The organism is Bradyrhizobium sp. SMVTL-02 (genome assembly GCF_051853005.1).
In the GTDB taxonomy this organism is placed as follows: domain Bacteria; phylum Pseudomonadota; class Alphaproteobacteria; order Rhizobiales; family Xanthobacteraceae; genus Bradyrhizobium.
Genome location: NZ_CP182469.1, coordinates 8,213,620 through 8,240,452, shown reverse-complemented (window position 1 = coordinate 8,240,452; position 26,833 = coordinate 8,213,620). Strand labels below are relative to the sequence as shown.

The window sequence follows — 26,833 nt, the reverse complement described above, 5'->3', positions numbered from 1 at the left end:
GCCATCTCCCATGCACGGGCCGTTCGCTCCGAGCTAACCGTTCGGCTCGGCGCTGATGATGTCGCCGAACAGCTCCCACTGGCCCTTCTTGAACCGCCACATCTTGAGCTGCTCGATCGGCGCGAAGTCCGTGGCGGAGGTGTTGATCTTGATGCCCGGGATCAGCGTGTCCGGAACGAAATCCTTCAGGCTGGCGGCCTGCTTCATCACGTTCTCACGGGTGAGATTGTCGCCGGACTGCTTCAGCACCTGCACCATGGTCTGGGCCGCGGCATAGGCGTAAACCAGATTGGCGTCGGAGATGTTGGCGCCGGGCATGTACTTGTCGATGAAGGTCATGAACTTCTTCATGCCCTCGTCGTCCTTCCACTGGGGATCCGACGCATCCTTGAGATAGCCGGCCGACAGCACGCCTTCGGAGGCCTCGAGGCCGGCAGGCTTCATCACCGCGCCGATCGAGACCGAGACGTCCGTCATCAGGTGCATCGGCTTCCACTCCAGTTCGGCGATCTTCTTGATCGCCTGTGCCGCGAACTTCGGCGTCGCGATGTTGACGAAGACATCGGCGCCGGTGCCCTTCAGCTTGACGATGTGGGCGTCGATCGACGGCTCGGAGGTCTCGTAGCTCTCCTCGGCCACGATCAGCTTCGAGGCCTTGTCGCCGAACACATCCTTGATGCCGGCGAGGTAGTCCTTGCCGAAATCGTCGTTGGCATAGAAGATCGCGACCTTCGCGTCCGGCTTCTCCTTCAGGATGTATTTTGCGAAGATCTGTGCCTCGACCCGGTAGCTGGGCTGGAAGCCCATGGTCCATGGAAAATTCTTCGGGTCGTTCCACTTGCTGGCGCCGGTGGCGAGGAACAGCTGCGGCACCTTCTTGGTGTTGTGATATTTCTGCACGGCGGTCTGCGTCGGCGTGCCCAGCGCGTTGAACACCAGGAACACCTCGTCGCTCTCGATCAGCTTGCGGACCTGCTCCACGGTCTTCGGCGGCGAATAGCCGTCGTCGTAGGAGATCCAGTTGATCTTGCGGCCGTTGATACCGCCCTGGTCGTTGATCATCTTGAAATAGGCTTCCTCGGTCTTGCCGATGATGCCGTAGGCGGAGGCAGGGCCCGAATAGGCCTCGACATTGCCGATCTTGATCTCGGTGTCGCTGACGCCGGTGTCGTATTTCTTCTGCGCCTGGGCGGCCTGGGCCGACAGCAATGTCACCGCCGCCGCCGCGGCGAGCAGGGAGAGTTTCTTGTTCTTCATGGAAATTCCTTGGGTTTTCCTTGTTGGCTGGGCAGGCACTTCAAAAAAGAAAAGCGCCGGCAAAGGGCGCTTCGATCAGGCGTTTGCGACTTTCCTGTCGACCTCCGAGGCGACGGATAATTCCTTGCGCAAGGTCGGCTTGTGGATCTTGCCGGTGGCGTTGCGCGGCAACGCATCGACGAAGCGGATCTGGCGCGGGCATTTGAAGCGCGCCAGATTGGCCGCGCAATGCGCGAACACATCCGCATCGGTCAGCCGCTGGCCCGGTTTGACCGCGATGATGGCAAGGCCGACCTCGCCCCATTGCGGATCGGGAATGCCGATCACGGCGGCTTCCGCGATGGCGGTGAGCTGGTGCAGGACGTTCTCGACCTCGGCCGGATAGACGTTTTCGCCGCCGGAGATGTACATGTCCTTCCAGCGATCGACGATGTAGTAGAAGCCCTCCTCGTCCACGCGCGTCGCGTCGCCCGTATGCAGCCAGCCGTCCGTGAACGAGATCTTGTTTGCCTCGGGCCTGTTCCAGTAGCCGGGCGTGATGTTCGGCCCCTTCACCCAGAGCTCACCGAGCTCGCCGATATCGGCATCGCTGCCATCGGGCCGCACGATCCGCACCTCGGTGTGCAGCACCGGCTTGCCGGCGGAGCCGGCTTTGCGTGCGGCATCTTCGCGGTCGAGCACCAGCACGGCGGGCGAGGTCTCGGTCATGCCGTAGCCCTGCTGCAGCGCGACGCCGCGCGCCTCCCAGACCTTCAGCAGCGGCACCGGCATCGGCGCGCCGCCGACACCGCCAACGATCAGTCGGCTCAGGTCGGTCGTGGCGAATGCCGGATGCTGCGCCATGAATTGGTAGATCGCGGGCACGCCGAAGAACACGTTGATGCCCTGCGCGGGATCGTTGATCAGGCCGAGCGCCGTGCCGGGATCGAAGGCGCGCATGATCATCACGGTGCCGCCCGCGTGCAGCACTGGATTCGTGTAGCAATTGAGCCCGCCGGTGTGGAACAGCGGGAGCACGGTGAGCAGCACCGAAGAGGGCCCGATGCAGGCGGGGCCACCGAGATTGACGCAATTCCAGAAGGTCATGCCATGGGTGATGGTCGCGCCCTTCGGATGTCCCGTCGTGCCCGATGTGTACATGATGGTCGAGATATCATCGAGCGTGACCTCCTCGATGGCCTCGAGCGGCTTTGCGGCGGCGATGCCGGCCTCATAGCTGCCGCCCGGGCCAAGCAGCAGGCAGGTGGCAACGTTGCAGAGCTTTGCGACGCTGAGCGCCGTGTCGGCCAGATCAGCGTCGTGGATCATCACCTTCGGCGCGCAATCGGCGGTGATGAACTGGAGCTCGGGGACGGTGAGGCGGGTGTTGAGCGGCACGAAGATCGCGCCAAGCCGTCCGCAGGCGAACTGCACCTCCAGCGTATCGGTCGTGTTCAGTGCCAGGACCGCGACGCGGTCGCCGCGCGAGACCTTCAACCCGTGACGCAGGAAGGAGGCGAGCCGCGAGACCCGGGCGTCGAGCTGCGAATAGCTGAAGCGGCGTTCGCTCGCGAGATCGATGAGCGCGACCTTGCCGGGCGCGCGGCGGCCATGATGGGCGATCCAGTCGTAGTAACGAACGGCCAAAAATCCCTCCCCCCGGCGGTCTTGTGCCGCCATAGCCTTCTTGCCGGGCACATGCCCGGCGTGGCCGCGAGGGCCAGCCGGAGTTTGTGCACCACGTCTTTTTTGATTTGGAGTTGGCCTGCGAGGAGCGAAAATCGTCTTGCGTTGAGTTGCTAGGTTGCAGGCCGCGGTGAAGCGGTTCCTCCGGTCAGCCACTCTGCGCAAGTGAACGGCAAATGTTCCAGCCATGGTGGACGCGACGAATCCGCCAACAGGGCGAGACCACGATGAAGAGCCCGTTCTATACCGCCGAGCACGACGCCTTTCGCGACGTCATGCGCCGCTTCGTCGAGAAGGAGATCGCCCCGTTCGCCCATGAATGGGACGAGGCCGGCGAATTCCCGCGGGCGCTCTATCGCAAGGCCGCCGAAATCGGCCTTCTGGGACTTGGATTCCCCGAGGAATATGGCGGCATCGCCGCCGACCAGTTCATGAAGATCGTCGCCAGCCAGGAACTGGCGCGGGCCGGCGCCGGCGGCGTCAGCGCCAGCCTGATGAGCCACACCATCGGCTCGCCGCCGATCGCGCGCGCGGCGCGGGCCGAGGTGAAGGCACGGGTGCTGCCGCAGGTGCTGGCGGGCGAGAAGATCTCCGCGCTCGCGATCACGGAGCCGGGCGGCGGCTCGGACGTTGCAAACCTCCGCACCAGGGCGCGGCGCGACGGCGATCACTACGTCGTGAGCGGTGAGAAGACCTTCATCACCTCGGGCGTGCGCGCCGACTACCTGACTGTTGCCGTGCGCACCGGCGGCGAGGGCGCCGGCGGGGTCAGCCTGCTCCTGATCGAGGGCGATACGCCCGGCCTCTCCAGGATAAAGCTGAAGAAAATGGGCTGGTGGGCCTCCGACACCGCGACGCTGCATTTCGACGAATGCCGTGTGCCGGCCGAAAACCTGATCGGCGAGGAGGGCCAGGGCTTCAAGATCATCATGCAGAATTTCAACAGCGAGCGCATGAGCATGGCGGCGAGCTGCACCGCCTTTGCGCGCGTCTGCCTCGACGAGGCGATCGCCTATGCCAAGGAACGCAAGACGTTCGGCAAGCCGCTCGCCCAACACCAGGTCATCCGGCACAAGATCGTCGACATGGCGCAGAAGGTCGCTGCAAGTCAGGCGATGCTGGAGATGCTGGCCTGGCGGCTGCAGCAGGGCGAGAGCCCGGTTGCCGAGATCTGCATGATGAAGAACCAGGCGACCCAGACCATGGCGTTCTGCGCTTCGGAAGCCGTGCAGATTTTCGGCGGCGCCGGCTTCATGCGCGGCATCAAGGCCGAGCGCATCTACCGCGAGGTCAAGGTCAACGCCATCGGCGGCGGCACCGAGGAGATCATGAAGGATCTGGCGGCACGGCAGATGGGGTTGTGACGAGAGGACAAAATGCTATTCACCGCCGACCACGACGACATCCGCCGCAGCTTGCAGAAATTCATCGCCAACGAGATCAATCCTCATATCGATGAATGGGAGAAGGCCGACATTTTCCCGGCGCATGAGCTGTTCAAGAAGATGGGCAGTCTCGGCTTCCTCGGCCTGAACAAGCCGGTCGAGTTCGGCGGCTCCGGCCTCGACTACTCCTACGCGCTGATGATGGCGGAGGAGCTCGGCGCCATCACCTGCGGCGGCGTGCCGATGGCGATCGGGGTGCAGACCGACATGGCGACCCCGGCGCTGGCGCGGTTCGGGTCCGACGAGGTACGGCGCGAGTTTCTCAGCCCCTCGATATCAGGCGATTACGTTGCCTGCATCGGCGTCTCCGAGCCGGGCGCCGGCTCCGATGTCGCCTCGATCAAGACCAATGCGCGCTCCGACGGCGACGATTACGTCATCAATGGCGGCAAGATGTGGATCACCAACGGCACCCAGGCCGACTGGATCTGCCTGCTCGCCAACACCGGCGATGGACCCGTTCACCGCAACAAGTCGCTGATCTGCGTGCCCATGAAGAGCAAGGGCGTCACCGTAGCCCGCAAGCTCGACAAGATGGGGATGCGCTCATCGGACACCGCGCAGATCTTCTTCGACAATGTCCGCGTGCCCAAGCGCAACCGGATCGGCGAGGAGGGCAAGGGCTTTACCTACCAGATGATCCAGTTCCAGGAAGAGCGGCTCTGGGGCGCGGCGGCCTGCCTGAAGGCGCACGAATACATCATCAACCAGACCATCGAGTACACGCGCAACCGCAAGGCTTTCGGCAAGTCGATCCTCGACAACCAGGTCGTCCATTTCAAGCTCGCGGAGATGCAGACCGAGGTCGAGCTGTTGCGCGCGCTGATCTATCGCGCCGGCGAGCAGCTGGTCGCCGGCGAGGACGTGACGCGGCTTGCGACCATGGCCAAGCTCAAGGCCGGCCGGCTCGGCCGCGAGCTCACCGACGCCTGCTTGCAATATTGGGGCGGAATGGGCTTTACCAACGAGACGCCGGTCAGCCGTGCCTATCGCGACAGCCGCCTGACCTCGATCGGTGGCGGCGCCGACGAGGTCATGCTGATGGTCCTGTGCAAGATGATGGGTACGCTGCCGGGGAGCAAGGGAAACGCCTGATGATTACGCTCTATCACTGCGAAGCTGCGCGCTCCTGCCGTCCGCTCTGGATGATGGAAGAGATGGGGCTGCCGTACGAATTGAAGATGCTGCCATTCCCGCCGCGCGTTTTCGCAAAGGAATATCTCGCGATCAATCCGCTCGGGACCATTCCTTTCATGATCGACGGCGAGACCAGGATGACGGAGTCCTCCGGCATCTGCCACTACCTCGGCATCAAATATGGGCCGACGCCGTTGATGATCGGCCCCGAGGATCCCGCCTATGGCGCGTTCCTGAACTGGATGTATTTCAGCGACGCCACGTTGACCTTCCCGCAGACGCTGGTGCTCCGCTACAGCCAGCACGAGCCGGAGCAGCGCAACAACAAGGTCGTGGGCGACTATGCGAAATGGTTCCTGGGGCGGCTGCGCGCGGTTGAGGCAGCGACTGCAAATGCCGATACATTGTGCGCGGGCCGCTTCACCGCCGCCGATATTGCGATCGGTTTCGCTCTCCGGCTCGCCGAAACCACCGGTCTAGCCAAGGATTTCGGGCCAAATGTCGCAGCCTATTGGGCTCGCCTGCAGCAGCGCGACGGGTTCAGGCGCGCCGTTGCTGCGGAGCAAAAGGCCGGGATCGAGCAGAATGTTGCGGCACGGGTGAGGGCTTGATTGTCGTCCCGGCCTGCGCCGGGACGGCGGTGACGGAGAGTTCCGGGTTCGCCCAACGGCCCTCCCGGAATGGTAATCTTTTGCGCGGCGTGACAGCGCTATCCCGTCGTGACAGCGCCCAAATTTCCGCTAAGGTGACCTCCGTCCGCAGCGGCCCGAGAGCCGCGCGAGGAGGAGCCCAATGCAAGATAACGGTCGCGAATCCGACCATCTGATGCTGATCACGCCGGAGCGGGTGTTTTATGCGGGCCTGCTCGGTCGCCCCCGCAAGCGGACCCCGGGCTGCTGCCATGTCTATGTGGCGGTGAAGGGCAATCTGCACCTCACGATCGACGACGTTCTCGCCACCGGCGAGCTGTTCGTCACCCTGCCGAACCAGCGCCATTCCATCGCCGGCGACTACCGCACTGCGATCAGCGTGACGCTCGAGCCGGAGAGCCTGCCGGATGGCGTGATCGAGGCCCTGGCCGAGCGGCTGACCGGACCCGATCGGGCCGTCTACGCGCGCAAGATCCTCGCAGCCTACGCGCTGCTGCGCCAGCGCCGCTACGGCGACATCACCACCGCTGAATTCGACGAGATGTGTTTTGGCGAAGCGCTGCCGCGCCGCGTGCTCGACCCGCGCGTGATGCGCGCGGTCGCCCGCATCGAGCGCTTCTCCGGCGAGCCCGTCACGGCGGACACCTGCGCCATTGAGGCAGGTCTCTCCACCTCGCGCTTCCTGCATCTGTTCAAGGAGGAGACAGGCATCTCGTTCCGCTCGTTCCGCGCCTGGAAGCGCGCGCGGCACCTGCTGCACTTCGCCAACCAGGATCTCAACCTCGCGCATCTCGCGCAGGACATCGGCTATCCAGATTCCACGCATTTCAGCCACTCGATCCGCCGCTTCTACGGATTGAAGCCGCGCGCGATCTTCGTCGGCTCGCGGGATCTTGCGATCTACCGCAGCACCGAGACCGTGCGGATGGCGGAGGCCTCGTAGCTTGTTAGGGTGGGTTACGCCCTCGGCCAACACACCCTACATCACCTCCTTTTCCAGCTTCTCCGCGCAAGAAGCCGAATGTCGCGCGTCACATGATCGCAAACGTTGAGTTCTCAACGTGCGAGACATTCTTGGCATGAGCGACAAGGCCGTCATCACCTGCGCGCTGAACGGCGTGCTTACCGACCCGAAGCAGCACAACGTGCCCGTGACGCCCGAGCAGATGGCGCACGAGGCCAGGGCTGCGTTCGATGCCGGCGCGTCCATCATGCACATCCACCTGCGCCAGCAGGCGCCGAACAAGGGGCACCTGCCGTCCTGGGAGGTCGCGGTCAGCAAGGAAATCCAGCAGGCGATCCGCGAGGCCTGTCCCGGCGTCATCATCAACCACACCTCGGGTGTGTCGGGGCCGAACTACTCCGGCGCGCTCGACTGTATCCGTGAGACGAAGCCCGAGATCGCCGCCTGCAACGCCGGCTCGCTGAATTACCTGAAGGTGAAGGCCGACAATACCTGGGCCTGGCCGCCGATGATGTTCGACAACGCGGTCGAGAAGGTGAAGGACTATCTCGACGTCATGAACGCGGTCGGCACCATTCCGGAGTTCGAATGCTTCGACGTCGGCATCGTCCGCTGCGTCGGCATGTATCACCAGGTCGGCATGTACAGAGGACCGCTCGAATACAATTTCGTCATGGGCGTCGCCTCAGGAATGCCCGCCGATCCTGAATTGCTGCCGATCCTGATCAAGCTCAAACGTCCCGAGGCGCATTGGCAGGTCACCGCCATCGGCCGCGAGGAGATCTGGCCGCTGCACCAGCGCTGCGCCGAGCTCGGCGGCCACTTACGCACCGGCCTCGAGGACACCTTCTATCTCGCCGATGGCACCAAGGTGACCTCGAACGGCCAGCTCATTGAAGCGGTCGCCGCCTGTGCAAGGCGCGCCGGCCGCGAGATCGCATCGCCGGCCGAAGCGCGGAAGATCTTTGGCACGAACAGGTAAGGTATCGCCTCACCCGTCATTGCGAGCGAAGCGAAGCAATCCAGAGTGCGTCCGCGGAAACAGTCTGGATTGTTTCGTCGCTTCGCTCCTCGCAGTGACGAGAGGATAAAGTCATGGCCATTCTCGAAAACGCCATCTCCCCCGGCAGCGCCGCCTACCACGCCAACCGCGACGGTATGCTCGGCCTGATCGACCGCATGCGCGCGCTGGAAGAGCGCACGCGTGCGGCGTCCGCGGCAGCGAAAGATCGCTTCCACAAGCGCGGCCAGCTGCTGCCGCGCGAGCGCGTCGCGCTGGTGCTCGATCCCGGCGCGGCCTTCGTCGAGCTGTCGACGCTCGCCGGCTACATGTTCGACGTGCCCGATCCGAACAAGAGTGTGCCGGGCGGCGGCGTCATCGCCGGCATCGGCTTCGTCTCGGGCATCCGCTGCATGGTCAGCGCCAGCGATTCCGGCATCGACGCCGGCGCGCTGCAGCCTTACGGCCTCGACAAGACGCTGCGGGTGCAGGAGCTCGCACTGGAGAACAAGCTGCCTTATGTCCAGCTCGTCGAAAGCGCCGGCGCCAATCTGCTGCGCTACCGCGTCGAGGATTTCATTCGCGGCGGCAACATCTTTCGCAATCTGGCGCGGCTGTCGGCGGCGGGCTTGCCGGTCGTCACCGTCACGCACGGCTCCTCGACTGCGGGTGGCGCCTACCAGACCGGTTTGTCCGACTACATCGTCATGGTCCGCGGCCGCACCCGCGCCTTCCTCGCCGGGCCCCCGCTGCTGAAGGCCGCGACGGGCGAGATCGCGACCGAGGAGGAGCTCGGCGGCGCCGAGATGCATACGCAAGTCTCCGGACTCGGCGATTACCTCGCCGAGGACGATCGCGACGCGCTTCGCATCGCGCGCGAGATCATGGCGGCGATGGAATGGGAGCGGCCGGGCAAAGCGTCGACCCAGTTCAAGCCGCCGCGCTACGACCAGGACGAGCTGCTCGGCATCATGCCGATGGATCACAAGCGCCCCGTCGACATGAAGCAGGTGATTGCCCGCATCGTCGACGATTCCGATTTCACCGAGATGGCGCCTAATTACGGCCCGGCCACCGTCTGCGGCCATGCCCGCATCGAGAGCCAGGCGATCGGGATCATCACCAACAACGGCCCGCTCGATCCCGCCGGCGCCAACAAGGCGACGCATTTCATCCAGGCCTGCTGCCAGACCCGCACGCCGATTCTCTATCTCAACAACACCACCGGCTACATGGTCGGCAAGGCCTATGAGGAAGCCGGCATGATCAAGCACGGCTCGAAGATGATCCAGGCCGTGACCTCGGCGACGGTGCCGCAGATCACCATCTATTGCGGCGCCTCGTTCGGTGCCGGCAATTACGGCATGTGCGGCCGCGGTTTCCATCCGCGGTTCTGCTTCTCCTGGCCCAACGCCAAGACCGCCGTGATGGGTGGCGAGCAGGCCGCCGAGACCATGGCAATCGTGACGGAGGCGGCCGCCGCCCGCCGCGGCAAGCCGATCGAGAAGGACAGGCTGGATGCGATGAAGGCCGAGATCATCGGCGTGTTCGACGGCCAGATGGATGTGTTCTCGACCAGCGCCCGCGCGCTCGACGACGGCGTGATCGATCCGCGCGACACCCGCGCGGTGCTGTCCGAGGTGCTCGCGATCTGCCGCGAGGGCGATGCGCGCTCGCCTCAGCGCATGCAGTTTTCGGTGGCCCGCCCATGAGGAACGGATCAGTGCATCACCGCCCGTTCTTCAAGGTGCTGGTCGCCAATCGCGGCGAGATCGCATTGCGCGTGATGCGCAGCGCGCGGCAGCTAGGCCTTGGTGTCGTCGCGGTGTATTCGGACGCCGATCGCGATGCGCCTCACGTCAAGCACGCCGATCAGGCCGTGCGCATCGGCGCGGCGTTGCCGGGCGAATCCTATCTCAACGTCCGCGCGATCATTGCCGCGGCCAAGGCGAGCGGCGCGGATGCCGTTCATCCCGGCTATGGCTTCCTCGCGGAGAACGAAGACTTCGCTCAGGCCTGCAAGGATGCCGGCCTCGTCTTCATCGGCCCGTCGCCGCAGGCGATCGAGGCGATGGGCAACAAGGCTGGCGCCAAGGAGATCATGAAGAAGGCCGGCGTGCCCATCGTGCCCGGCTATCAGGGCGCAGACCAGGGTGATGGGGTCATGCTCGCGGAAGCCGAAAAGATTGGCTTCCCGGTGATGATCAAGGCGGTGGCCGGTGGCGGCGGCCGTGGCATGCGGCTCGTCAGCGACGCGGCGTCGTTCCCCGACGCGCTGCGCAGCGCGCGCTCGGAAGCCAAGGCCGCGTTCGGCGATCCCACCGTCATCCTCGAACGCGCCATTCAAAATCCCCGCCACATCGAGATCCAGGTCTTTGGCGACAGCCACGGCAATGCCATCCATCTCGGCGAGCGCGACTGCTCGGTGCAGCGGCGCCACCAGAAGCTGATCGAGGAGGCGCCGTCGCCCGCGGTGACGCCGGAATTGCGCGCCAAGATGGGCGAGGTTGCGGTAACGGCGGTGAAGGCGCTGCGCTACGAGGGCGCCGGCACGCTGGAGTTCCTGCTCGACGAAAGCGGCGAATTCTATTTCATGGAGATGAACACCCGTCTCCAGGTCGAGCATCCCGTGACCGAGGCGATCACCGGGCTCGATCTCGTCGAGCTGCAGCTGCGCGTCGCGCGTGGCGAGCCGTTACCCTTGAGGCAGCACGACATCCGCTTCACAGGCCATGCCATCGAGGTGCGGCTCTGCTCGGAAGATGCGGCACAGGACTTCATGCCGCAGTCCGGCCGCATGGGGTACTGGCAGGTGCCTGATGGCATTCGCGTCGAGCATGCGCTTCGGTCGGGCTCGGAGATTCCGCCATTCTACGATTCCATGATCGCCAAGGTGATCAGCCATGGCGCGACTCGCGAGGAGGCGAGGGGGCGGCTCATCGTTGGCCTCGAGCAGCTCACGGCCTTCGGCGTGACCACCAACCAGGCGTTCCTGATGTCCTGCCTGCGCCATCCCGGCTTTGCCAGGGGCGAGGCGACGACGGGGTTCATCGGCGCGCATCGCGACGATCTGCTGGCGGCGCGCGCCGACGCCGCATTCGATAGGGCGCTGGCAGGCCTGCTGCTCTACGTGACCAATCCACGCGCACCATCATGGCAAAGCGGGCGGAGTCTCGCCGTCACCTTTCCGCTGCCGGCGAAGATCGAAATTGACGGCCACGCGCATGAGCTCGAAGTCACGCGCGAGCGCGATGGCAGCTACACCGTCGCCGCCGACGGCCGCCCGGACAGGTTCGAGATTGACCAGCTCGATCCCGACGCCATCCGCTTCCGCCACGACGGCGTGATGGACAGCGCAAAATTTCTGCGCAATGGCGACCGGCTCTACCTCCAGCACCGCGGCATTCCGCTAGCGGTCACCGATCTCACCCTCGCCGCGCCGAAAGCGGCGGCAACCAATGGCGGCGACGGCAAGGTCCGCGCCGCCATGAACGGCCGCGTCGTGGCCGTCCTCGTCAAGCCGGGTGACCGCGTCACCGCCGGCCAGCCGGTGCTGACGCTGGAGGCGATGAAGATGGAGCACGTCCACAAGGCGGGGATCGAGGGCGTGATCGCCGCGATCGACGTCGCCGAAGGCGAGCAGGTGACGACCGGCAGGATCGTCGCGGAGATCGGGGCCGGGTAGCGCGGCACGCGCCACCTACGCAGACGCGTTGCTCCGCCCCGTCCCGTCATTGAGCAAGCACGCCACCTGGTGCCCGTCGCCTGCATCCGCGAGCGCCGGGCGCTCCGTCTTGCACCGCTCCATCGCAAACCGGCAGCGCGTGTGGAACGCGCAGCCCGAAGGGGGATTGACGGGGCTCGGCACGTCGCCGTCGACCAGCGGCGCCAGCTTCTTTGCGAGCGGATTGGCGATCGGCACCGAGGCCAGCAGGGCCTGCGTATAGGGATGCTTGGGATTGCGGAACAGCTCGTCCTTGTCGGCGATCTCGACGATGCGGCCGAGATACATCACGGCAACGCGATGGCTGATATGCGCCACCACGGCAAGGTCGTGCGCGATGAAGAGATAAGAGAAGCCGTGCTGGCGCTGCAGGTCGATCAGGAGGTTGATCACCTGCGCCTGGATCGAGACGTCGAGGGCGGATACCGGCTCGTCGCAGACTATCAGACGCGGCTCCAGCGCGAGCGCGCGTGCGATGCAGATGCGCTGCCGCTGGCCGCCCGAAAACTGATGCGGGAAATTGCCCATCTGGTCGGGCCGCAGGCCCACCTGCTCGAACAGCCTTGCGACCCGAGTCTCCAGCTCCTTGCCGCTCGCAAGCCCGTGCACCGCCAGCGGCTCGCCGACGATGTCGCCCGCGGTCATGCGCGGGTTGAGCGAGGCAAACGGATCCTGGAACACGATCTGCATCGAGCGGCGGTGCGGGCGCAGCGCCGTCTTTGAGAGATGCGTGATGTCCTCGCCGTCGAGACGAATTTGTCCGGAGGTCGGCTCGACCAGCCGCAGCACACTGCGTGCCACCGTTGACTTGCCGCAGCCGGATTCGCCGACGAGGCCGAGCGTCTCGCCGGTCCCAAGCGAGAACGAGACGCCGTCAACCGCATGCACGGTGCCGACCTGCCGGCGCAGCACGCCGGCGCGCACGGGGTAGTGCTTTTTGAGGTCGGTGACTTCGAGCAGCGCCCCGGTCATGCCACCTCCGCGACTTCTTCCGCGCGCCAGCACGCCGCGAGATGGCCGCCGCCCCAATCCGCGAGCGGTGGATATTCGTCCTCGCAGCGCTTGATCGCGAGCTTGCAGCGCGGCGCGAAGGCGCAGCCCTTCGGCAGCCGCACCAGAGAGGGCACGGTGCCCGGAATTTCGTTCAACCGCGCCTGGGCCGGGAGGCCGGATGCAGGGACGGCCGGGATCGAAGCCATCAGGCCGCGCGTGTAGGGATGCTTTGGTGCTGCGAACAACGCTTCGACGCTGGCTTCCTCGACCTTCCGGCCGGCATACATCACGATCACGCGCTGCGCGGTCTGCGCGACCACGCCGAGATCGTGCGTGATCAGCACGAGCCCGGTGCCGAGCTCCTTCTGCAGATCGAGGATCAGCGCCAGGATCTGCGCCTGGATGGTGACGTCGAGCGCCGTGGTCGGCTCGTCCGCGAGCAACAGCGCCGGCCGGCACGCCAGCGCCATCGCGATCATCGCGCGCTGGCGCATGCCGCCGGACAGCTGGTGCGGATATTCGCGCGCCCGCCGCGCCGGTTCGGGGATGCGCACCAGCCGCAGCATCTCCACGGCGATATTCTGCGCCTCCTTCGAGGAGATGTTCCGGTGCAGCCGCACGGCCTCGACGATCTGGTCGCCGACCCGCATCACCGGGTTGAGCGAGGTCATCGGCTCCTGGAAGATCATGGAGATGCGATTGCCCCTGACGGCGCGCATCTGCGCTTCATCCAGCGCCAGCAGGTCGGTGCCTTCGAGCGTCACGGAGCCCCCGACGATGCGGCCGGGCGGATCGGGCACGAGGCGCATCAGCGAGAGCGCGGTCACGCTCTTGCCGCAGCCGGATTCGCCGACGATCGCCAGCGTCTCGCCGCGCCTCACGGTGAAGGAGACGTCGTCGACGGCCTTGAACAGGCCGGAGGTGGTGAAGAACACCGTCTTCAGGTTCTTCACCTCGAGCACGATGTCGGATTTTTGTGCCATCAGCCGCGCTGCCGGGGATCGAGGATGTCGCGCAGGGCGTCACCGAACAAATTGGCGCCGAACACGGCGAGGCTGATTGCGATGCCGGGGAAGATCACCAGCCACGGCGCGGTGCGGACATATTCGGCGGCGGATTCGGAGAGCATGCGGCCCCACGACGGATAAGGCTCGGGAATGCCGAGGCCGAGGAAGGAGAGCGAGGCTTCGGTGAGGATGGTCGAACCGAGCTGGGCGGTGGCGAGCACGATCAGCGGCGCCAGCGTGTTCGGCAGCACGTGACGGAGCGCGATGCGCATCTCGCTCATGCCGATCGACTTGGCGGCCTCGACGAAAGGCTGCTCGCGCAGAGCCAGCGTGTTGGCGCGGGTGACGCGCGACACGGTCGGGATCAGCGGAATGGCGATGGCGATGATGACGTTCGGTAGCGACGGGCCGAGCGCCGCCGTCATGATCAGGGCGAGGACCAGCAGCGGCAGCGCCTGCAGCACGTCGGAGACGCGCTGGAACACCAGATCGACCCAGCCGGAGAGATAGCCGGAGGTTAGGCCGACGATGACGCCGATCGTGCCGCCGAGCGCGGTCGAGCCGATGCCGACGGCCAGCGAAATGCGCGCACCGTGAATGATGCGGCTGAAGACGTCGCGGCCGAAGGAATCAGTCCCCATCCAGTGCGCGAAACTCGGCCGCGCCAGCGCGTGGGCGGAATCGACCGTGAGGGGATCATAACGCGCGATGAAATCGGCAAAGATCGCGGTGAGCACGAAGACCGTCATGATGAGGAGCCCCGCCGCGCCCAGCACATGCCGCTGCGCCATGAACAGCACGCGCCGCCAGCCCCCGGTCGCATGCGCCCCGGCCCGCCTCAGTTCAACGTCGAAGTCGATCGCGGCCATGTGAGCTCTATCTTCCCCCTCTCCCCGCCTGCAGGGAGAAGGTTGGGGTGAGGGGGCCTTTCCGGAGGGGAGGTGAGAGCCGGATTCGTGGAGACTCCCCCTCACCCGAATTTGCGCTCTGCGCAAATTCGACCTTTCCCCGCAAGCGGGGAGAGGTGAAGGAGAGCGCAAGCGCTGTGCGAGAGACAATCATGCGGCTAATCCGTGTACCTGATCCGCGGATCGAAGACCGCGTAGAGCATGTCGACGGTGAAATTCGCGAACACCACCACCACCGCAATGAACATCACGAGGTTCTGCACGATCGGATAGTCGCGCCAGCGGATCGCCTCGACCAGGAAGCGCGCAACGCCAGGAATGTTGAACACGGTCTCGGTGACGATCAGGCCGCCGATCAGGAACGCGGCCTCGATGCCGATCACGGTGATGACGGGCAGGATCGCGTTCTTGAGCGCGTGGTGATAGTTCACGGCGGCATCGGAGGCGCCCTTGGCGCGCGCGGTGCGGATATAGTCCTGCCGCAGCACCTCCAGCATCGAGGAACGCGTGATACGCATTGTCAGTGCCGCGCTGCGGAAGCCGACGGCGGCGGCCGGCACCGCATAGGTCGCGAAGGCTTCGAGCCAGGTATTGGGATTGGGATTGAAAATCGGTATCTGACCGAACATCGCCACCGCCGCGGTGAGGATGAGCAGGCCAAGCCAGAACGAGGGCAGCGACAGGCCGCTCAAGCTGACGACGCGCAAGGCGTAGTCCAGCCGCGTGCCCTGCTTCACCGCGCTGATGACGCCCAAGGGAATGCCGATGGACGCGGAGAACAACAGCGCGAGCCCCGCGAGCCGCGCCGTGATCGGAATCCGCGGCAGGATCTCCTGGAGCGCCGGCTTCTCCGAGACGTAGGAGTAACCGAAATCGCCGCGCAGAAAACCGCTGATCCAGCGCCAGTATTGTACGATCAGCGGCTGGTCGATGCCGAGCTCCTTCTCCAGATTGGCCTTGTCGGCGGGATCGACATAGCCGGCGGCGGCGAACAGGATGTCGACGATGTTGCCGGGCACGATGCGCAGCAGGAAGAAGATGACGACCGAGATCCCGAACAGGGTCACGAGCATCAGGAACAGGCGCCGCACCAGATAGGCAAACATCCTTCGCCTCCTGCCGAACCCGTCAGCCGCCTGCGCTACTTGTCCATCCAGACATCCTCGTAGCGGTAGCCATTATACGAGCTGTTCGACATCACGGTCACGCCCTTGACGTAGGGCTGCCAGCAGGTGCCGGTGCGCGCGTGGAAGATGATCGGGCGGGCAACGTCCTCCTGCAACTTCTTGTCGATGTCCCACACCAGTTTCTTGCGCTTGGCGATATCGGTCTCCTGCGACTGCTCGTCGAACAGCTTTTCGATCTCCTTGTTGCAGTAGTTGGTGTAGTTGCGCTCGGAACCGCAGGAATAGTTCTCGTAGAAGGACTGGTCGGGATCGTCGACGGCGTTGCCGGTCAGGTTGAGCCCGAGCATGTAGTCCTTGCGGGCGATCTTCGGGAACCAGTTCGCGGTCTCGACCACGTCGAGCTCGCCGTCGATATAGATGCTCTTGAGCTGGTCGATCAGGATCACCGCGGGATCGCGGTAGACCGGGATGTTGCGGGTCGAGATCTTCACGGCGAGATGCTTGTCGGGCCCGTAACCGGCCTTCTGCATCAGCTTCTTGGCTTCCTCGCGGTTGGCGTTCACGTCGGGGCCGTAGCCGGGAATGGTTTCGAGCATCTCCTTCGGCATGCCCCACAGCCCGTTCGGCGGCGGCAGCATGGTGCCGCCGATGTCGCCCTGGCCCTCGAACATGATCGAGATGAAGGCCTTGCGGTCGAGCGCCAGCGCCATGGACCGGCGGATGTCGATGTTGTCGAACGGCGGCGCGGACGAATTGACGATGATGTTGGTCGCGACATTGTTGGGCTCGACCACACAGACCGCGTTCGGCGCCTGCGACTTCACGTCCTTCAGAAGCGGAATGCTCACCTCGGTCGGGAAAGTCATGTCGAACTTGCTGGCGACGAAGGCGAGAATGGCGGTCGAACGGTTCGGGATGATGGTGAACTCGATGCCGTCGAGATAGGGCCGCCCCTCGCGCCAGTAGTCCGTGTTGCGCGTCAGCTTGATCGATTCATTGGCCTTGAACTCGACGAATTTGAACGGGCCGGTGCCGATCGGGCGCGTGCGCATGTCGCCGGGCGAGACGTGGCAGGGATAGACCGGCGTATAGCCGGAGGCGAGCAGCGCCAGCAGCGAGGGCTGCGGCCGCTTCAGGTTGAACGAGACCTCGAAATCGCCATTGGTCGAGATGTCGTTGACCTGCTCGTACCAGGTCTTGCGCGGGTTCTGCCGGAACTTCTGCTGCGCCTTGCCCATCAGCATGTCGAAGGTGCATTTGACGTCCGCCGACGTGAACGGCTTGCCGTCGTGCCATTTGACGCCCTGGCGCAGCTTGAAGGTCAGCGTCTTGTTATCGCCCGCCCAGGCCCAGCTCTCGGCGAGTTCCGGGACGATATTGTCCATCCGGTTCTGCGCCTCGTCCTGCTTGTAGATGACGAGGTTGTTGAACACGGGCATGAAGGGAACATTGAGCGAGTAGGTCGCGCCTTCATGGATCGAGGCATTGCCAGGGCTGTCGCGATGATACATCCGCAGGATACCGCCCTGCTTGGGTCCGCCGGCGAATGCAATGGTCGAAAACGCCAGCAAAGATAGCGCCGCCGTCGCGGCGAGCGCCCGTACGCTCCGCATCCTCGTCCTCCCTGGACATCGGTCTTTGGGCCTTTTCAGGCCTGTTTGTCAGGACGATAGCGAGGCAGGTGGAGGGAGGCAACGGGCAAGGGCAGCCGCGCTCTCGGCAATTCGGATGACGCAAGGCCGCAGGGTTTTCAATCTTTCACAATGTGAGAGTGCAGGTGCGAACGGACATCGTGTAATTGGCGTTGCTGGAGCCGCGGCGAAGGTGCGCTCCCTCGCCCCGCTTGCGGGGAGAGGCTTGGGGCGAGGGGGAGTTTCCGCGGGCGCGGTGAGAGTTGGACTAGCGGAGAGTTCCCCTCACCCGCGCTTGTGCGCGCACGTTACGCAGCAGCGCCCTCACACAATCCGCGACGTCTTGTTCCCCCAATAGCGGTCGCGCAGCAGCCGCTTGTACAGCTTGCCCGTGGGCAGCCGCGGCAGTTCCTTCTCGAAATCCACCGAGCGCGGCACCTTCTGCCGCGACAGCGACTGGCTGCAGAACGCGATCAGCTCTTCGGCGAGCGCGGGGCCCGGCACGACGCCCGGCATCGGCTGCACCACGGCCTTCACCTCTTCGCCGAGATCGGGATTGGGCACGCCGAACACCGCGGCATCGGCGACCTTCGGATGGGTGATCAGCAGGTTCTCGCATTCTTGCGGATAGATGTTCACCCCGCCGGAGATGATCATGAAGGTCGCGCGGTCGGTGAGATAGAGGAAGCGGTCCGCGTCGACATAGCCGACGTCGCCGACCGTGCTCATGCTGCCGTCGGCCGAGCGTGCCTCCTTGGTCTTCTCTGGATCGTTGAAATATTCGAACGGCGATCCCGTATTGAACCAGACCTGGCCCGGCGTGCCGGTCGGGCATTCCCGCATGTTCTCGTCGAGGATATGGAGATCACCGAGCAGCACCTTGCCGACGGTGCCGCGATGGCTAAGCCATTCCTCGCTGTTGCAGGCGGTGAAGCCGAGGCCTTCGGTCGCGCCGTAATATTCGTGGATGATCGGCCCCCACCATTTGATCATGTCGTCCTTGACGAGGGCCGGGCAGGGCGCCGCCGCATGGATCGCGATCTCCAGCGAGGACAGGTCGTAGCGCTTGCGTACCTCCTCCGGCAGCTTCAGCATCCGTGAGAACATCGTCGGCACCAGCTGGGTGTGGGTGATGCCCCATTGCTCGATGAGCCGGAGATAGCGTTCCGGATCGAAGCTCTCCATGATGATCGCGGTGCCGCCCATGCGGATCGTGAGGTTGACGGCAGCCTGCGGCGCCGAGTGATAGAGCGGGGCGGGCGAGAGATAGACCATGCCCTCGCGGTAGTGCCAAAGTTTTGTGAGGAAATCGAACAGCGGCAGATTGTGCTTCGGCGGCTCCTCCGGCAACGGCCGCAAAATGCCCTTTGGCCGTCCCGTCGTGCCCGATGAATACAGCATCGCGGTGCCGAGCCATTCATCCGCGATCGGCGTCTTCGGCGAGTCGGCGGTCACCTCGGCAAGGCCGACGATGCGCTCGCTTTCGCCGGGACCATCGGCGACGATGCAGAGCTTGACGTCGGGACAAGCCTTGATCGCCTCCCGCGCGATGTCGAGCTTCGCCACCGACGTGATCAGGATCTTCGACTGGCTGTTGACCAGGAGATAGGCGAGCTCGCCCGGCGTCAGGAAGGAGTTGATGCAGGTGTAGTACAGGCCGGAGCGCTCGCCGGCGCCGCAGGCCTCGAGATAGCGCGAATTGTTCTCCATGAAGATCGAGTAGTGGTCGAGCCGCTTCAAGCCGTGCTTGCGGAACAGATGCGCGAGGCGATTGCTGCGTGCCTCGAGCTCGCGATAGGTGACGGCTTCGCCGGTCGCCGCCATGACGAACGCGGGCTGCAGCGGGCGCAGGCGGGCGTGGTGACCAGTGTACATCTATCCTCCGGCTTGGATCATGCGGCGAGAAGCAGGATTTCCTTGATGTCGGCGGGACCGGCGATCTTGCGCGGGTTGCGCGGAATCCAGTTCGTACGCATCGCCTGTTCGGCGATCGCGTCGAAATGCTCCGCCGAGACATGCACGTCCGCGAGGTTGCGCGGCATACCGAGGGAGCGGATGAAGGCATCGAGTACGTCGGCGGCGTCATGGCCGGGAAAACCCATCGCGGCGGCGACGGTCAATTGGCGCTCGGCATTGTCACGCGCATTCCAGCGCATCACCGCCGGCAGCATGACGCAGGAGGTGTGGCCATGCGGCACGTTGAAGGCCGCGCCCAGCACGTAGCCGATGCCGTGGCTGGCGCCCATCGGCACGCCGGCGGCGAGCGCGCCCATGGACAGCCAGGTTCCGATCTGGGCATCCATCCGTGCATCGAGATCGGACGGGTCGGCCTTCACCCGCGGCAGCGCATCGGCAAGCATGGCAAGGCCCTTGACCGATTGCGCATCGGCATAAGGATGCGTCTCGCGCGAGCAGATCGCTTCGACGCAATGGTCGACGGCACGGATGCCGGTCGACAGGAACAGCCATTCCGGCGTGTGCACGGTGATTGCGGGGTCGAGGATGGTCGCGCGCGGAACGGTGAGCGGATGCCGCAGCATCTGCTTCACGTTGGTGCTGCGGTCGGTGACGCCGGCGATCGATGAGAACTCGCCGCCGGCGATCGTGGTCGGCACGCTGACCTGGCGCACCGTCGGCCCGTTCATCTCGGGCGCGATGCCCTTGTGCACGCGGATGCGGTCGATGCCGTCGATCGTGTCGATACCGTTGGCAAGGCAGAGCTGCACGGCTTTCGCGCCGTCGGTGATCGAGCCGCCGCCGACGGTGACGATCAGATCGGCGCCGGCGTCACGCGCCGCATTGGCAGCCGCGATCACCGCCTCGCGCGGCGTGTGTGCCGGCATGGCGTCGAACAGGCCGGCGCAACGGGAACCCAGGGCTTGCTTGATCCTCGCGATTTCGTCGGTTTGCCGGTTCAGCGTCCGCGAGACCATCAGGAAGGCGCGGCGCGCTCCCAACCGGTCCATCTGCGCCACGATCGCGCTGGCCGCAGGATGGCCGAACACGACCTCCTCGATCGCGCCGTAAACGACACGTCCCTGATGCACGCCTGTCCTCCCCGGACAAATTCGTCTTGTTTTGTAAGGGAAGTCTAGCCGAGCGGCCGCCGCCCGTCATGCGTGAAGACGCTGGCCGCTCCCCTTACCGTCCCCCTCCAAGTGAGGGCGGAAGGCGCTGCGCGAGAATCATGCGCTCCATTCAAGAGCCCCGCGAACAAGTCCATTCGCGTCTTGCCTACTCATCGGTGCGCCCGAGGCCGGCTAACTCCACTGTCAACCCGCCATCCGGCCAGGGCGCGCGCGGGCATTGCACGCGCATTGGTCTTGAAGTGTTCATCATTGCCGCCCATCCTGTAGGGCCCGCGCGATGGCGAATACCCCGCTTTTTCCGCGGTTTTTTGAGTGAGGACCTGGGATGACTGGACCGGACGGAAGCGAGCCATTTGTAAAAAAGCACGATTTCGTTCAACCGCGGCATTACGCAATAGCGAGCCTCCTCGCCGCTTCATTCGCCCTCGCCGGTTGCGGACAACCGACCTCGCAGGCCGCCGCGCCGCCGCCGGCACCGGTGACGGTCGCCCAGCCGGTCAAGCGCACCGTCACCGATTGGGACGAGTTCACCGGCCGCTTCGAGGCCGTCGAGGAGGTGCAGGTGCGTCCGCGCGTCGGCGGTTTCGTCAATTCCGTCGAATTCCAGGACGGCGCCATCGTGCGTCAGGGCGATCTGCTCTACGTCATCGACCCGCGCCCGTTCGAGGCGGTGGCCGAGCAGGCCGACGGCCAGCTCTCCGACGCCCGCGCCAAGGTCGAGCTTGCCAAGCGCGAGCTCGATCGCGGCCTCAACCTGGTACAGACCAGCGCGGTCTCCGAACAGGTCGTCGACCAGCGCCGGCAGGCCTTGCAGGCCGCGCATGCGGCGGAAACGCAGGCCGCGGGCGCGCTGAAGGCTGCACGTCTCAATATCGAGTTCACGCACGTGACCGCGCCGCTCACGGGGCGCGTCAGCCGCCATCTCGTCAGCCCCGGCAATCTCGTGCAGGGCAGCGACACCGGCACCTCGACGCTGCTCACCTCCATCGTCGCGCTCGATCCGATCTACATCTATTTCGACATGGATGAGGCGACCTTCATCAAATACAGCAAGCTGTGGTTCGAAGGTAAGCGCCCGAGCTCGCGCGACACGGCGAACCCGGTGCAGGTGTCTCTCGCCGGCGAGACCAAGCCGTCGCATGAAGGCACCATCAACTTCCTCGACAACCGTCTCGACGTCTCCACCGGCACGCTGCGCAGCCGCGCCGTCATCAAGAACACCGACCTGTCGATCCTGCCCGGCCAGTTCGGCCGCGTCCGCCTGATCGGCAGCGCGCCCTACGAGGCGCTGCTGATCCCGGACGTCGCTGTTGCGACCGACCAGTCCCGCAAGATCGTGTTCGTGGTCAAGCCGGACGATACGGTCGAGGCGCGCCCGGTCGTGCTCGGGCCGCTCGACGAAGGTCTGCGCGTGATCCGCGAAGGCCTGAAGGCCGACGACCGCGTCATCGTCAACGGCATCCAACGTGCCCGCGTCGGCGCCAAGGTCGCTCCGCAGACCGCGCAAGCCCCGGTTGGTGGCAAGTCATGAATCTCGGCCGTCTCTCCATCAATCAGCCCATCCTGGCGATGGTGCTGTCGATCGTGCTCTTGATCGTCGGCGCGCTCGCCTACACCACGCTGCCGGTCTCCGAATATCCGCAAGTGGTGCCGCCCACCGTCGTCGTCACCACGCAATATCCCGGCGCCTCTGCGCAGACCGTGTCCGACACGGTCGCCGCTCCCATCGAGCAGGAGATCAACGGCGTCGAGGACATGCTGTATCTCTACAGCCAGGCGACCTCGAACGGCCAGCTCACCATCACCGTCACCTTCAAGCTCGGCACCGATCTCGACAAGGCCCAGGTGCTGGTGCAGAACCGTGTCGCGATCGCGCAGCCGCGGCTCCCCGAAGAGGTTCAGCGCAACGGCGTCACCACCCGCAAGAACTCGCCCGACATCCTGATGGTCGTGTTCATGCTGTCGCCCGACGACACGTTCGACCAGCTCTACATCTCCAACTACGCGCTGCTCCAGGTCCGCGACCAGCTCTTGCGCATCGACGGCGTCGGCGACATCCAGATCTTCGGCGCTCGCGACTATTCGATGCGGCTGTGGCTCGATCCCGACCGCATCGCCAATCTCGGCCTGACCTCCACCGAGGTGCTCGCGGCCATCCGTGCCCAGAACGTGCAGATCGCCGGCGGCCAGATCGCCGAGCCGCCGATCGCCGACCGTGCCTTCCAGCCGAACCTCACCTTCACGGGGCGCCTGAAGGACCAGAAGCAGTTCGAGGACATCCTGATCAAGGCCGGCGCCGACGGCCGCACGGTGCGCCTGCGCGACGTCGCCCGCATCGAGCTCGGTGCGCTGGCCTATTCCACCAACAGCTTCCTGCTGCGCAAATCCGCCGTCGCCATGCTGGTGACGCAACGGCCGGGATCGAACGCGCTCGCGACCGCCAAGAACATCTCCGACACCATGGTGAAGCTGAAGGAGAGCTTCCCGAAGGGCCTCGACTTCAACATCGGCTACAACCCGACCGAGTTCATCGCCCAGTCGGTCCACGAGCTGATCAAGACGATCTACGAGGCCATGCTGCTCGTGGTCATCGTGGTGCTGGTGTTCCTGCAGGGCTGGCGGCCCGCCATCATTCCGATCATCGCGATCCCGGTCTCGCTGGTCGGCACCTTCGCGGTGATGGCGGCGCTCGGCTTCTCCATCAACAATCTCACCCTGTTTGGCCTCGTGCTCGCGGTCGGCATCGTGGTCGACGACGCCATCGTGGTGGTCGAGAATGTCGAACGCCATCTCGAGCATGGCCTGAGCCGGCGCGATGCCGCGCTCAAGACCATGGAGGAGGTCGGCGGCGCGCTGGTGTCGATAGCCCTGGTGCTGTGCGCCGTGTTCGTGCCAACTGCGTTCATCGGCGGCATCTCCGGCCAGTTCTTCCAGCAATTCGCCGTCACCATTGCGGTCGCGACCGCGATCTCCTGCTTCTGCTCGCTGACGCTGTCGCCGGCGCTGGCCTCGCAGATCCTCACGCCACACGAGGAGAAGCGGCCGCCGGCGAGCTGGAACGTCATCGCGCGAGCGTGGGGCGCCTTCACCGGCGTGTTCAACCGCGTGTTCGACCGGCTCTCGCACGGCTATGCCGGCCTTGCCAATTTCGTGATCCGCCATTCGGTGGTGATGCTCCTGATCTATGTCGTGCTGATCGGCAGCGCCGGCTGGTTGATCGGGACGACGTCGCAGGGCTTCATCCCCGCGCAGGACCGCGGCTACGTCATCATCTCGGTGCAATTGCCGGGGGCGGCATCGCTGGCGCGAACCACTGAAATCGTCCGCGAGATCGAGCGGATCTCGCTGGATACGCCGGGCATCATCCGCGTCGCGGCCTTCGCCGGCTTCTCCGGCGCCACGCGCACACAGGCGGGCAACGCTGCTGCGCTATTCCCGGTGTTCGACGAGCCTGAGGTGCGGCTGAAGAAGGGGCTGACGGCAAACGCCATCACGGCTGAGCTGCGCAAGCGCCTCGCTGCGATTCAGGGCGCCTTCATCATCGTTATTCCGCCGCCGGCCGTGCCCGGCATCGGTACCGGTGGTGGCTTCACCATCCGCATCCAGGACCGGCAGGGCCGTGGACCGCAGCTGTTGGCATCGGCGACCGACGAGCTCGTCGCCGCCGCGCGCAGATCGCCCTCGCTTCTCGGCCCCTCGGTGTTCTCGCCGTTCTCGGCCAACACGCCGCAGCTGTTCGTCGACATCGACCGCACCAAGGCGCAGAAGCTCGGCGTGCCCATCGCCAATGTCAATGACACGATCCAAACCTATTTCGGATCGACCTATGTCAACGACTTCAACCTGTTCGGCCGCACCTATCACGTCACCGCGCAGGCCGATTTCCCGTTCCGCAAGGAGCCGGCCGATCTGGCGCGCCTGCGCACGCGCAACGCCTCCGGCGACATGGTTATGCTCGGCAGCGTGGTCGACTTCAGGGATATCTCAGGTCCCGACCGCGTCGCGCGCTACAATCTCTATGCGGCATCGGAGCTTCAGGGCGAGCCGGCCCCGGGCACGAGCTCGACCACCGCGCTCGACGCCATCAAGAAACTTGCCGACGACACCTTGCCAAGCGGCTTCAGCTTCGAGTGGACCGACCTGTCCTATCAGCAGGTCACCGGCGGCAATGCCGGCCTCTATGTGTTCCCGATCTGCGTGCTGTTCGTCTATCTCGTGCTCGCCGCGCAATATGGCAGCTGGACATTGCCGTTCGCGGTGATCCTGATCGTGCCGATGTGTCTGCTGGCCGCCACCATCGGTGTCCGCCTCATGGGCCAGGACGTCAACATCCTCACCCAGATCGGCTTCGTCGTGCTGGTGGGACTGGCGGCGAAGAACGCGATCCTGATCGTCGAGTTCGCGCGCGACATCGAGAACGAAGGCAAGCCGCGGCTGGAGGCCGTGATCGAAGCCTGCCGCCTGCGCTTGCGGCCGATCCTGATGACCTCCTTCGCCTTCATCCTCGGCGTCTTGCCGCTGGTGATCTCGACCGGCTCCGGCTCGGAGATGCGCCAGGCCGTCGGCGTCGCCGTCTTCTTCGGCATGATCGGGGTCACCCTGTTCGGGCTTCTGTTCACGCCGATCTTCTACGTGGTGGTGCGGAACCTTGCGGAAGGGCGGCGGGACAAGAAGCCGGAGGTGGCGGCTTCTTGAGTGCATGGTGGCCACCGGCATATCCTCAATCCTCGCTGTCGTTCCCGCGCAGGCGCGGAGGAGTTTGGGGCCAAGCTGCCAACTCCGAGTCTTCGTCAAGCCTCTCCCTGTGGTTATGGGTCCCGGGCTCGCGCTACGCGCGCCCCGGGACGACAGCCGTTTTGTAGCCCGCCCTTCATACTAACGACCAACATGCAATGGATGGGCATGCGCGGGGTTCTTCCCTAATATCCGCGCGATTTCACAACAGAAGACTGCTGGGAGTTAACATATGAAATCACCATTTTTGGCCGCTGCGGCCTCGGTCGTATTGCTGACGGCGCCAGCCTCCGCGCAAGGCGTCAAGATCGGCATCCTCAACGACCAGTCGGGCGTCTACGCCGATTACGGCGGCAAATGGTCGGTCGAAGCGGCCAAGATGGCGATCGAGGATTTTGGCGGCGAGGTGCTCGGCCAGAAGATCGAGCTCGTCACCGCCGATCACCAGAACAAGCCCGACCTCGCGAGCTCGATCGCGCGGCGCTGGTACGACGTCGAGAACGTCGACATGATCACGGAGCTGACGACATCCTCGGTTGCGCTCGCGATCCACGAGCTTTCCAAGGAAAAGAAGAAGATCGACATCGTCGTCGGTGCCGCGACCTCGCGCCTCACCGGTGACGCGTGCCAGCCCTACGGTTTCCACTGGGCCTATGACACCCGCGCGCTCGGCGTCGGCACCGGCGGCGCGCTGACCAAGGCCGGCGGCGACACCTGGTTCTTCCTCACCGCGGACTACGCCTTCGGCTATGCGCTGGAGAAGGACACCAGCGAGATCGTCACCGCCAATGGCGGCAAGGTGGTCGGTTCGGTGCGCGTGCCGCTCAACTCGTCGGACTTCTCCTCCTTCCTGCTGCAGGCGCAAAGCTCGAAGGCGAAGATCGTCGGCCTCGCCAATGCCGGCCTCGACACCACCAACTCGATCAAGCAGGCGTCCGAGTTCGGCATCGTTTCCGGTGGCCAGAAGCTCGCCGGCCTCCTGATGACGCTCGCCGAGGTGAACGGCCTCGGCCTGCAGGCCGCGCAAGGCCTGGTGCTGACCGAGGGCTATTACTGGGATCTCAACGACAAGACCCGCAACCTCGGCGAACGCTTCCTCAAGCGCACCGGCCGGATGCCGAGCATGATCCATGCCGGCACCTATTCGGCGACGCTGAGCTATCTGAAGGCCGTCAAAGCCGCCGGTACCAAGGATCCGGATGCCGTCGCCAAGAAGCTGAAGGAGCTGCCGGTCGACGACGATTTCGCGCAGGGCGGCAAGGTGCTCGAGAACGGCCGCATGGTCCACGACATGTACCTGTTCGAGGTCAAGAAGCCCTCGGAGTCGAAGAAGCCCTGGGACTATTACAAGCTGCTCGCCACCGTCCCCGGCGACAAGGCCTTCTTCACCGCCAAGGAAAGCGGCTGTCCGCTGACGAAGTGAGAGGGAAGGGCACAGCGAGCGCCACACCCTCGCTGTCGTCCCGGATCGGCGCGCGCTCGGGGCGCGCTTGTCCGGGACG

Annotated in this window: 19 protein-coding genes; 10 read left to right on the top strand and 9 right to left on the bottom strand. The window is 65.0% G+C overall.

Going from position 1 to position 26,833, the window contains the following annotated elements:
- Positions 1-33: 33 nt before the first annotated feature.
- Together ACNJYB_RS39425 and ACNJYB_RS39420 are read right to left on the bottom strand one after the other, a co-directional pair.
- On the bottom strand, positions 34-1,257 hold the full coding sequence (locus tag ACNJYB_RS39425; protein ID WP_439371888.1) for an ABC transporter substrate-binding protein: 1,224 nt from the start codon (positions 1,255-1,257) through the stop codon (positions 34-36).
- A gap of 75 nt (positions 1,258-1,332) precedes the next feature.
- A complete protein-coding gene (locus ACNJYB_RS39420) occupies positions 1,333-2,883 on the bottom strand; it encodes an acyl-CoA synthetase (protein WP_439371886.1) in 1,551 nt (516 codons plus the stop codon).
- A gap of 266 nt (positions 2,884-3,149) precedes the next feature.
- Here ACNJYB_RS39420 and ACNJYB_RS39415 point away from each other — a divergent pair, with 266 nt between their 5' ends.
- From ACNJYB_RS39415 to ACNJYB_RS39385, 7 genes are all read left to right on the top strand, one after another.
- The gene (locus tag ACNJYB_RS39415) at positions 3,150-4,286 is read left to right on the top strand and encodes an acyl-CoA dehydrogenase family protein (protein WP_439371884.1); all 1,137 of its coding nucleotides are present in this window, start codon (positions 3,150-3,152) and stop codon (positions 4,284-4,286) included.
- Between the two features lie 12 nt (positions 4,287-4,298).
- Entirely contained in the window at positions 4,299-5,462 is a 1,164-nt protein-coding gene (locus ACNJYB_RS39410) for an acyl-CoA dehydrogenase family protein (RefSeq protein WP_439371882.1), read from the top strand.
- Positions 5,462-6,115: a glutathione S-transferase family protein gene (locus tag ACNJYB_RS39405; protein ID WP_439371881.1), complete on the top strand. Its 654-nt coding sequence runs from the start codon at positions 5,462-5,464 to the stop codon at positions 6,113-6,115. The genes ACNJYB_RS39410 and ACNJYB_RS39405 overlap by 1 nt, the downstream gene beginning before the upstream one ends.
- A 181-nt stretch (positions 6,116-6,296) precedes the next feature.
- A complete protein-coding gene (locus ACNJYB_RS39400) occupies positions 6,297-7,097 on the top strand; it encodes a helix-turn-helix domain-containing protein (protein WP_439371879.1) in 801 nt (266 codons plus the stop codon).
- 136 nt (positions 7,098-7,233) lie between these two features.
- On the top strand, positions 7,234-8,100 hold the full coding sequence (locus ACNJYB_RS39395) for a 3-keto-5-aminohexanoate cleavage protein (protein WP_439371877.1): 867 nt from the start codon (positions 7,234-7,236) through the stop codon (positions 8,098-8,100).
- Between the two features lie 113 nt (positions 8,101-8,213).
- Positions 8,214-9,830: an acyl-CoA carboxylase subunit beta gene (locus ACNJYB_RS39390; RefSeq protein ID WP_439371876.1), complete on the top strand. Its 1,617-nt coding sequence runs from the start codon at positions 8,214-8,216 to the stop codon at positions 9,828-9,830.
- Positions 9,827-11,803: an acetyl-CoA carboxylase biotin carboxylase subunit gene (locus tag ACNJYB_RS39385; RefSeq protein ID WP_439371874.1), complete on the top strand. Its 1,977-nt coding sequence runs from the start codon at positions 9,827-9,829 to the stop codon at positions 11,801-11,803. Before ACNJYB_RS39390 ends, ACNJYB_RS39385 begins: the two co-directional genes overlap by 4 nt.
- A gap of 15 nt (positions 11,804-11,818) precedes the next feature.
- Here ACNJYB_RS39385 and ACNJYB_RS39380 read toward each other — a convergent pair whose 3' ends face one another.
- From ACNJYB_RS39380 to ACNJYB_RS39350, 7 genes are all read right to left on the bottom strand, one after another.
- Positions 11,819-12,814 (bottom strand): ABC transporter ATP-binding protein, encoded by a 996-nt coding sequence (locus ACNJYB_RS39380; RefSeq protein ID WP_439371872.1) that lies wholly within the window; start codon positions 12,812-12,814, stop codon positions 11,819-11,821.
- Entirely contained in the window at positions 12,811-13,818 is a 1,008-nt protein-coding gene (locus ACNJYB_RS39375; protein WP_439371871.1) for an ABC transporter ATP-binding protein, read from the bottom strand. Before ACNJYB_RS39375 ends, ACNJYB_RS39380 begins: the two co-directional genes overlap by 4 nt.
- Positions 13,818-14,711 carry an ABC transporter permease gene (locus ACNJYB_RS39370; protein WP_439371869.1) on the bottom strand — a complete coding sequence of 298 codons (894 nt, stop codon included), beginning with the start codon at positions 14,709-14,711 and terminating at the stop codon, positions 13,818-13,820. The genes ACNJYB_RS39375 and ACNJYB_RS39370 overlap by 1 nt, the downstream gene beginning before the upstream one ends.
- 197 nt (positions 14,712-14,908) lie before the next feature.
- Entirely contained in the window at positions 14,909-15,856 is a 948-nt protein-coding gene (locus ACNJYB_RS39365) for an ABC transporter permease (protein ID WP_439371868.1), read from the bottom strand.
- Positions 15,857-15,891: 35 nt separating this feature from the next.
- Positions 15,892-17,490: an ABC transporter substrate-binding protein gene (locus ACNJYB_RS39360; RefSeq protein WP_439371867.1), complete on the bottom strand. Its 1,599-nt coding sequence runs from the start codon at positions 17,488-17,490 to the stop codon at positions 15,892-15,894.
- Between the two features lie 342 nt (positions 17,491-17,832).
- Positions 17,833-19,383, bottom strand: coding sequence for an AMP-binding protein (locus ACNJYB_RS39355; RefSeq protein WP_439371866.1), 1,551 nt, complete (start codon positions 19,381-19,383; stop codon positions 17,833-17,835).
- Between the two features lie 17 nt (positions 19,384-19,400).
- Positions 19,401-20,555 (bottom strand): iron-containing alcohol dehydrogenase, encoded by a 1,155-nt coding sequence (locus ACNJYB_RS39350; RefSeq protein ID WP_439371865.1) that lies wholly within the window; start codon positions 20,553-20,555, stop codon positions 19,401-19,403.
- Between the two features lie 367 nt (positions 20,556-20,922).
- Here ACNJYB_RS39350 and ACNJYB_RS39345 point away from each other — a divergent pair, with 367 nt between their 5' ends.
- From ACNJYB_RS39345 to ACNJYB_RS39335, 3 genes are all read left to right on the top strand, one after another.
- Positions 20,923-22,128: an efflux RND transporter periplasmic adaptor subunit gene (locus ACNJYB_RS39345; RefSeq protein ID WP_439371863.1), complete on the top strand. Its 1,206-nt coding sequence runs from the start codon at positions 20,923-20,925 to the stop codon at positions 22,126-22,128.
- On the top strand, positions 22,125-25,292 hold the full coding sequence (locus tag ACNJYB_RS39340) for an efflux RND transporter permease subunit (protein WP_439371862.1): 3,168 nt from the start codon (positions 22,125-22,127) through the stop codon (positions 25,290-25,292). The genes ACNJYB_RS39345 and ACNJYB_RS39340 overlap by 4 nt, the downstream gene beginning before the upstream one ends.
- Before the next feature lie 271 nt (positions 25,293-25,563).
- Positions 25,564-26,754 carry an ABC transporter substrate-binding protein gene (locus ACNJYB_RS39335; protein ID WP_439371860.1) on the top strand — a complete coding sequence of 397 codons (1,191 nt, stop codon included), beginning with the start codon at positions 25,564-25,566 and terminating at the stop codon, positions 26,752-26,754.
- Positions 26,755-26,833: the final 79 nt, after the last annotated feature.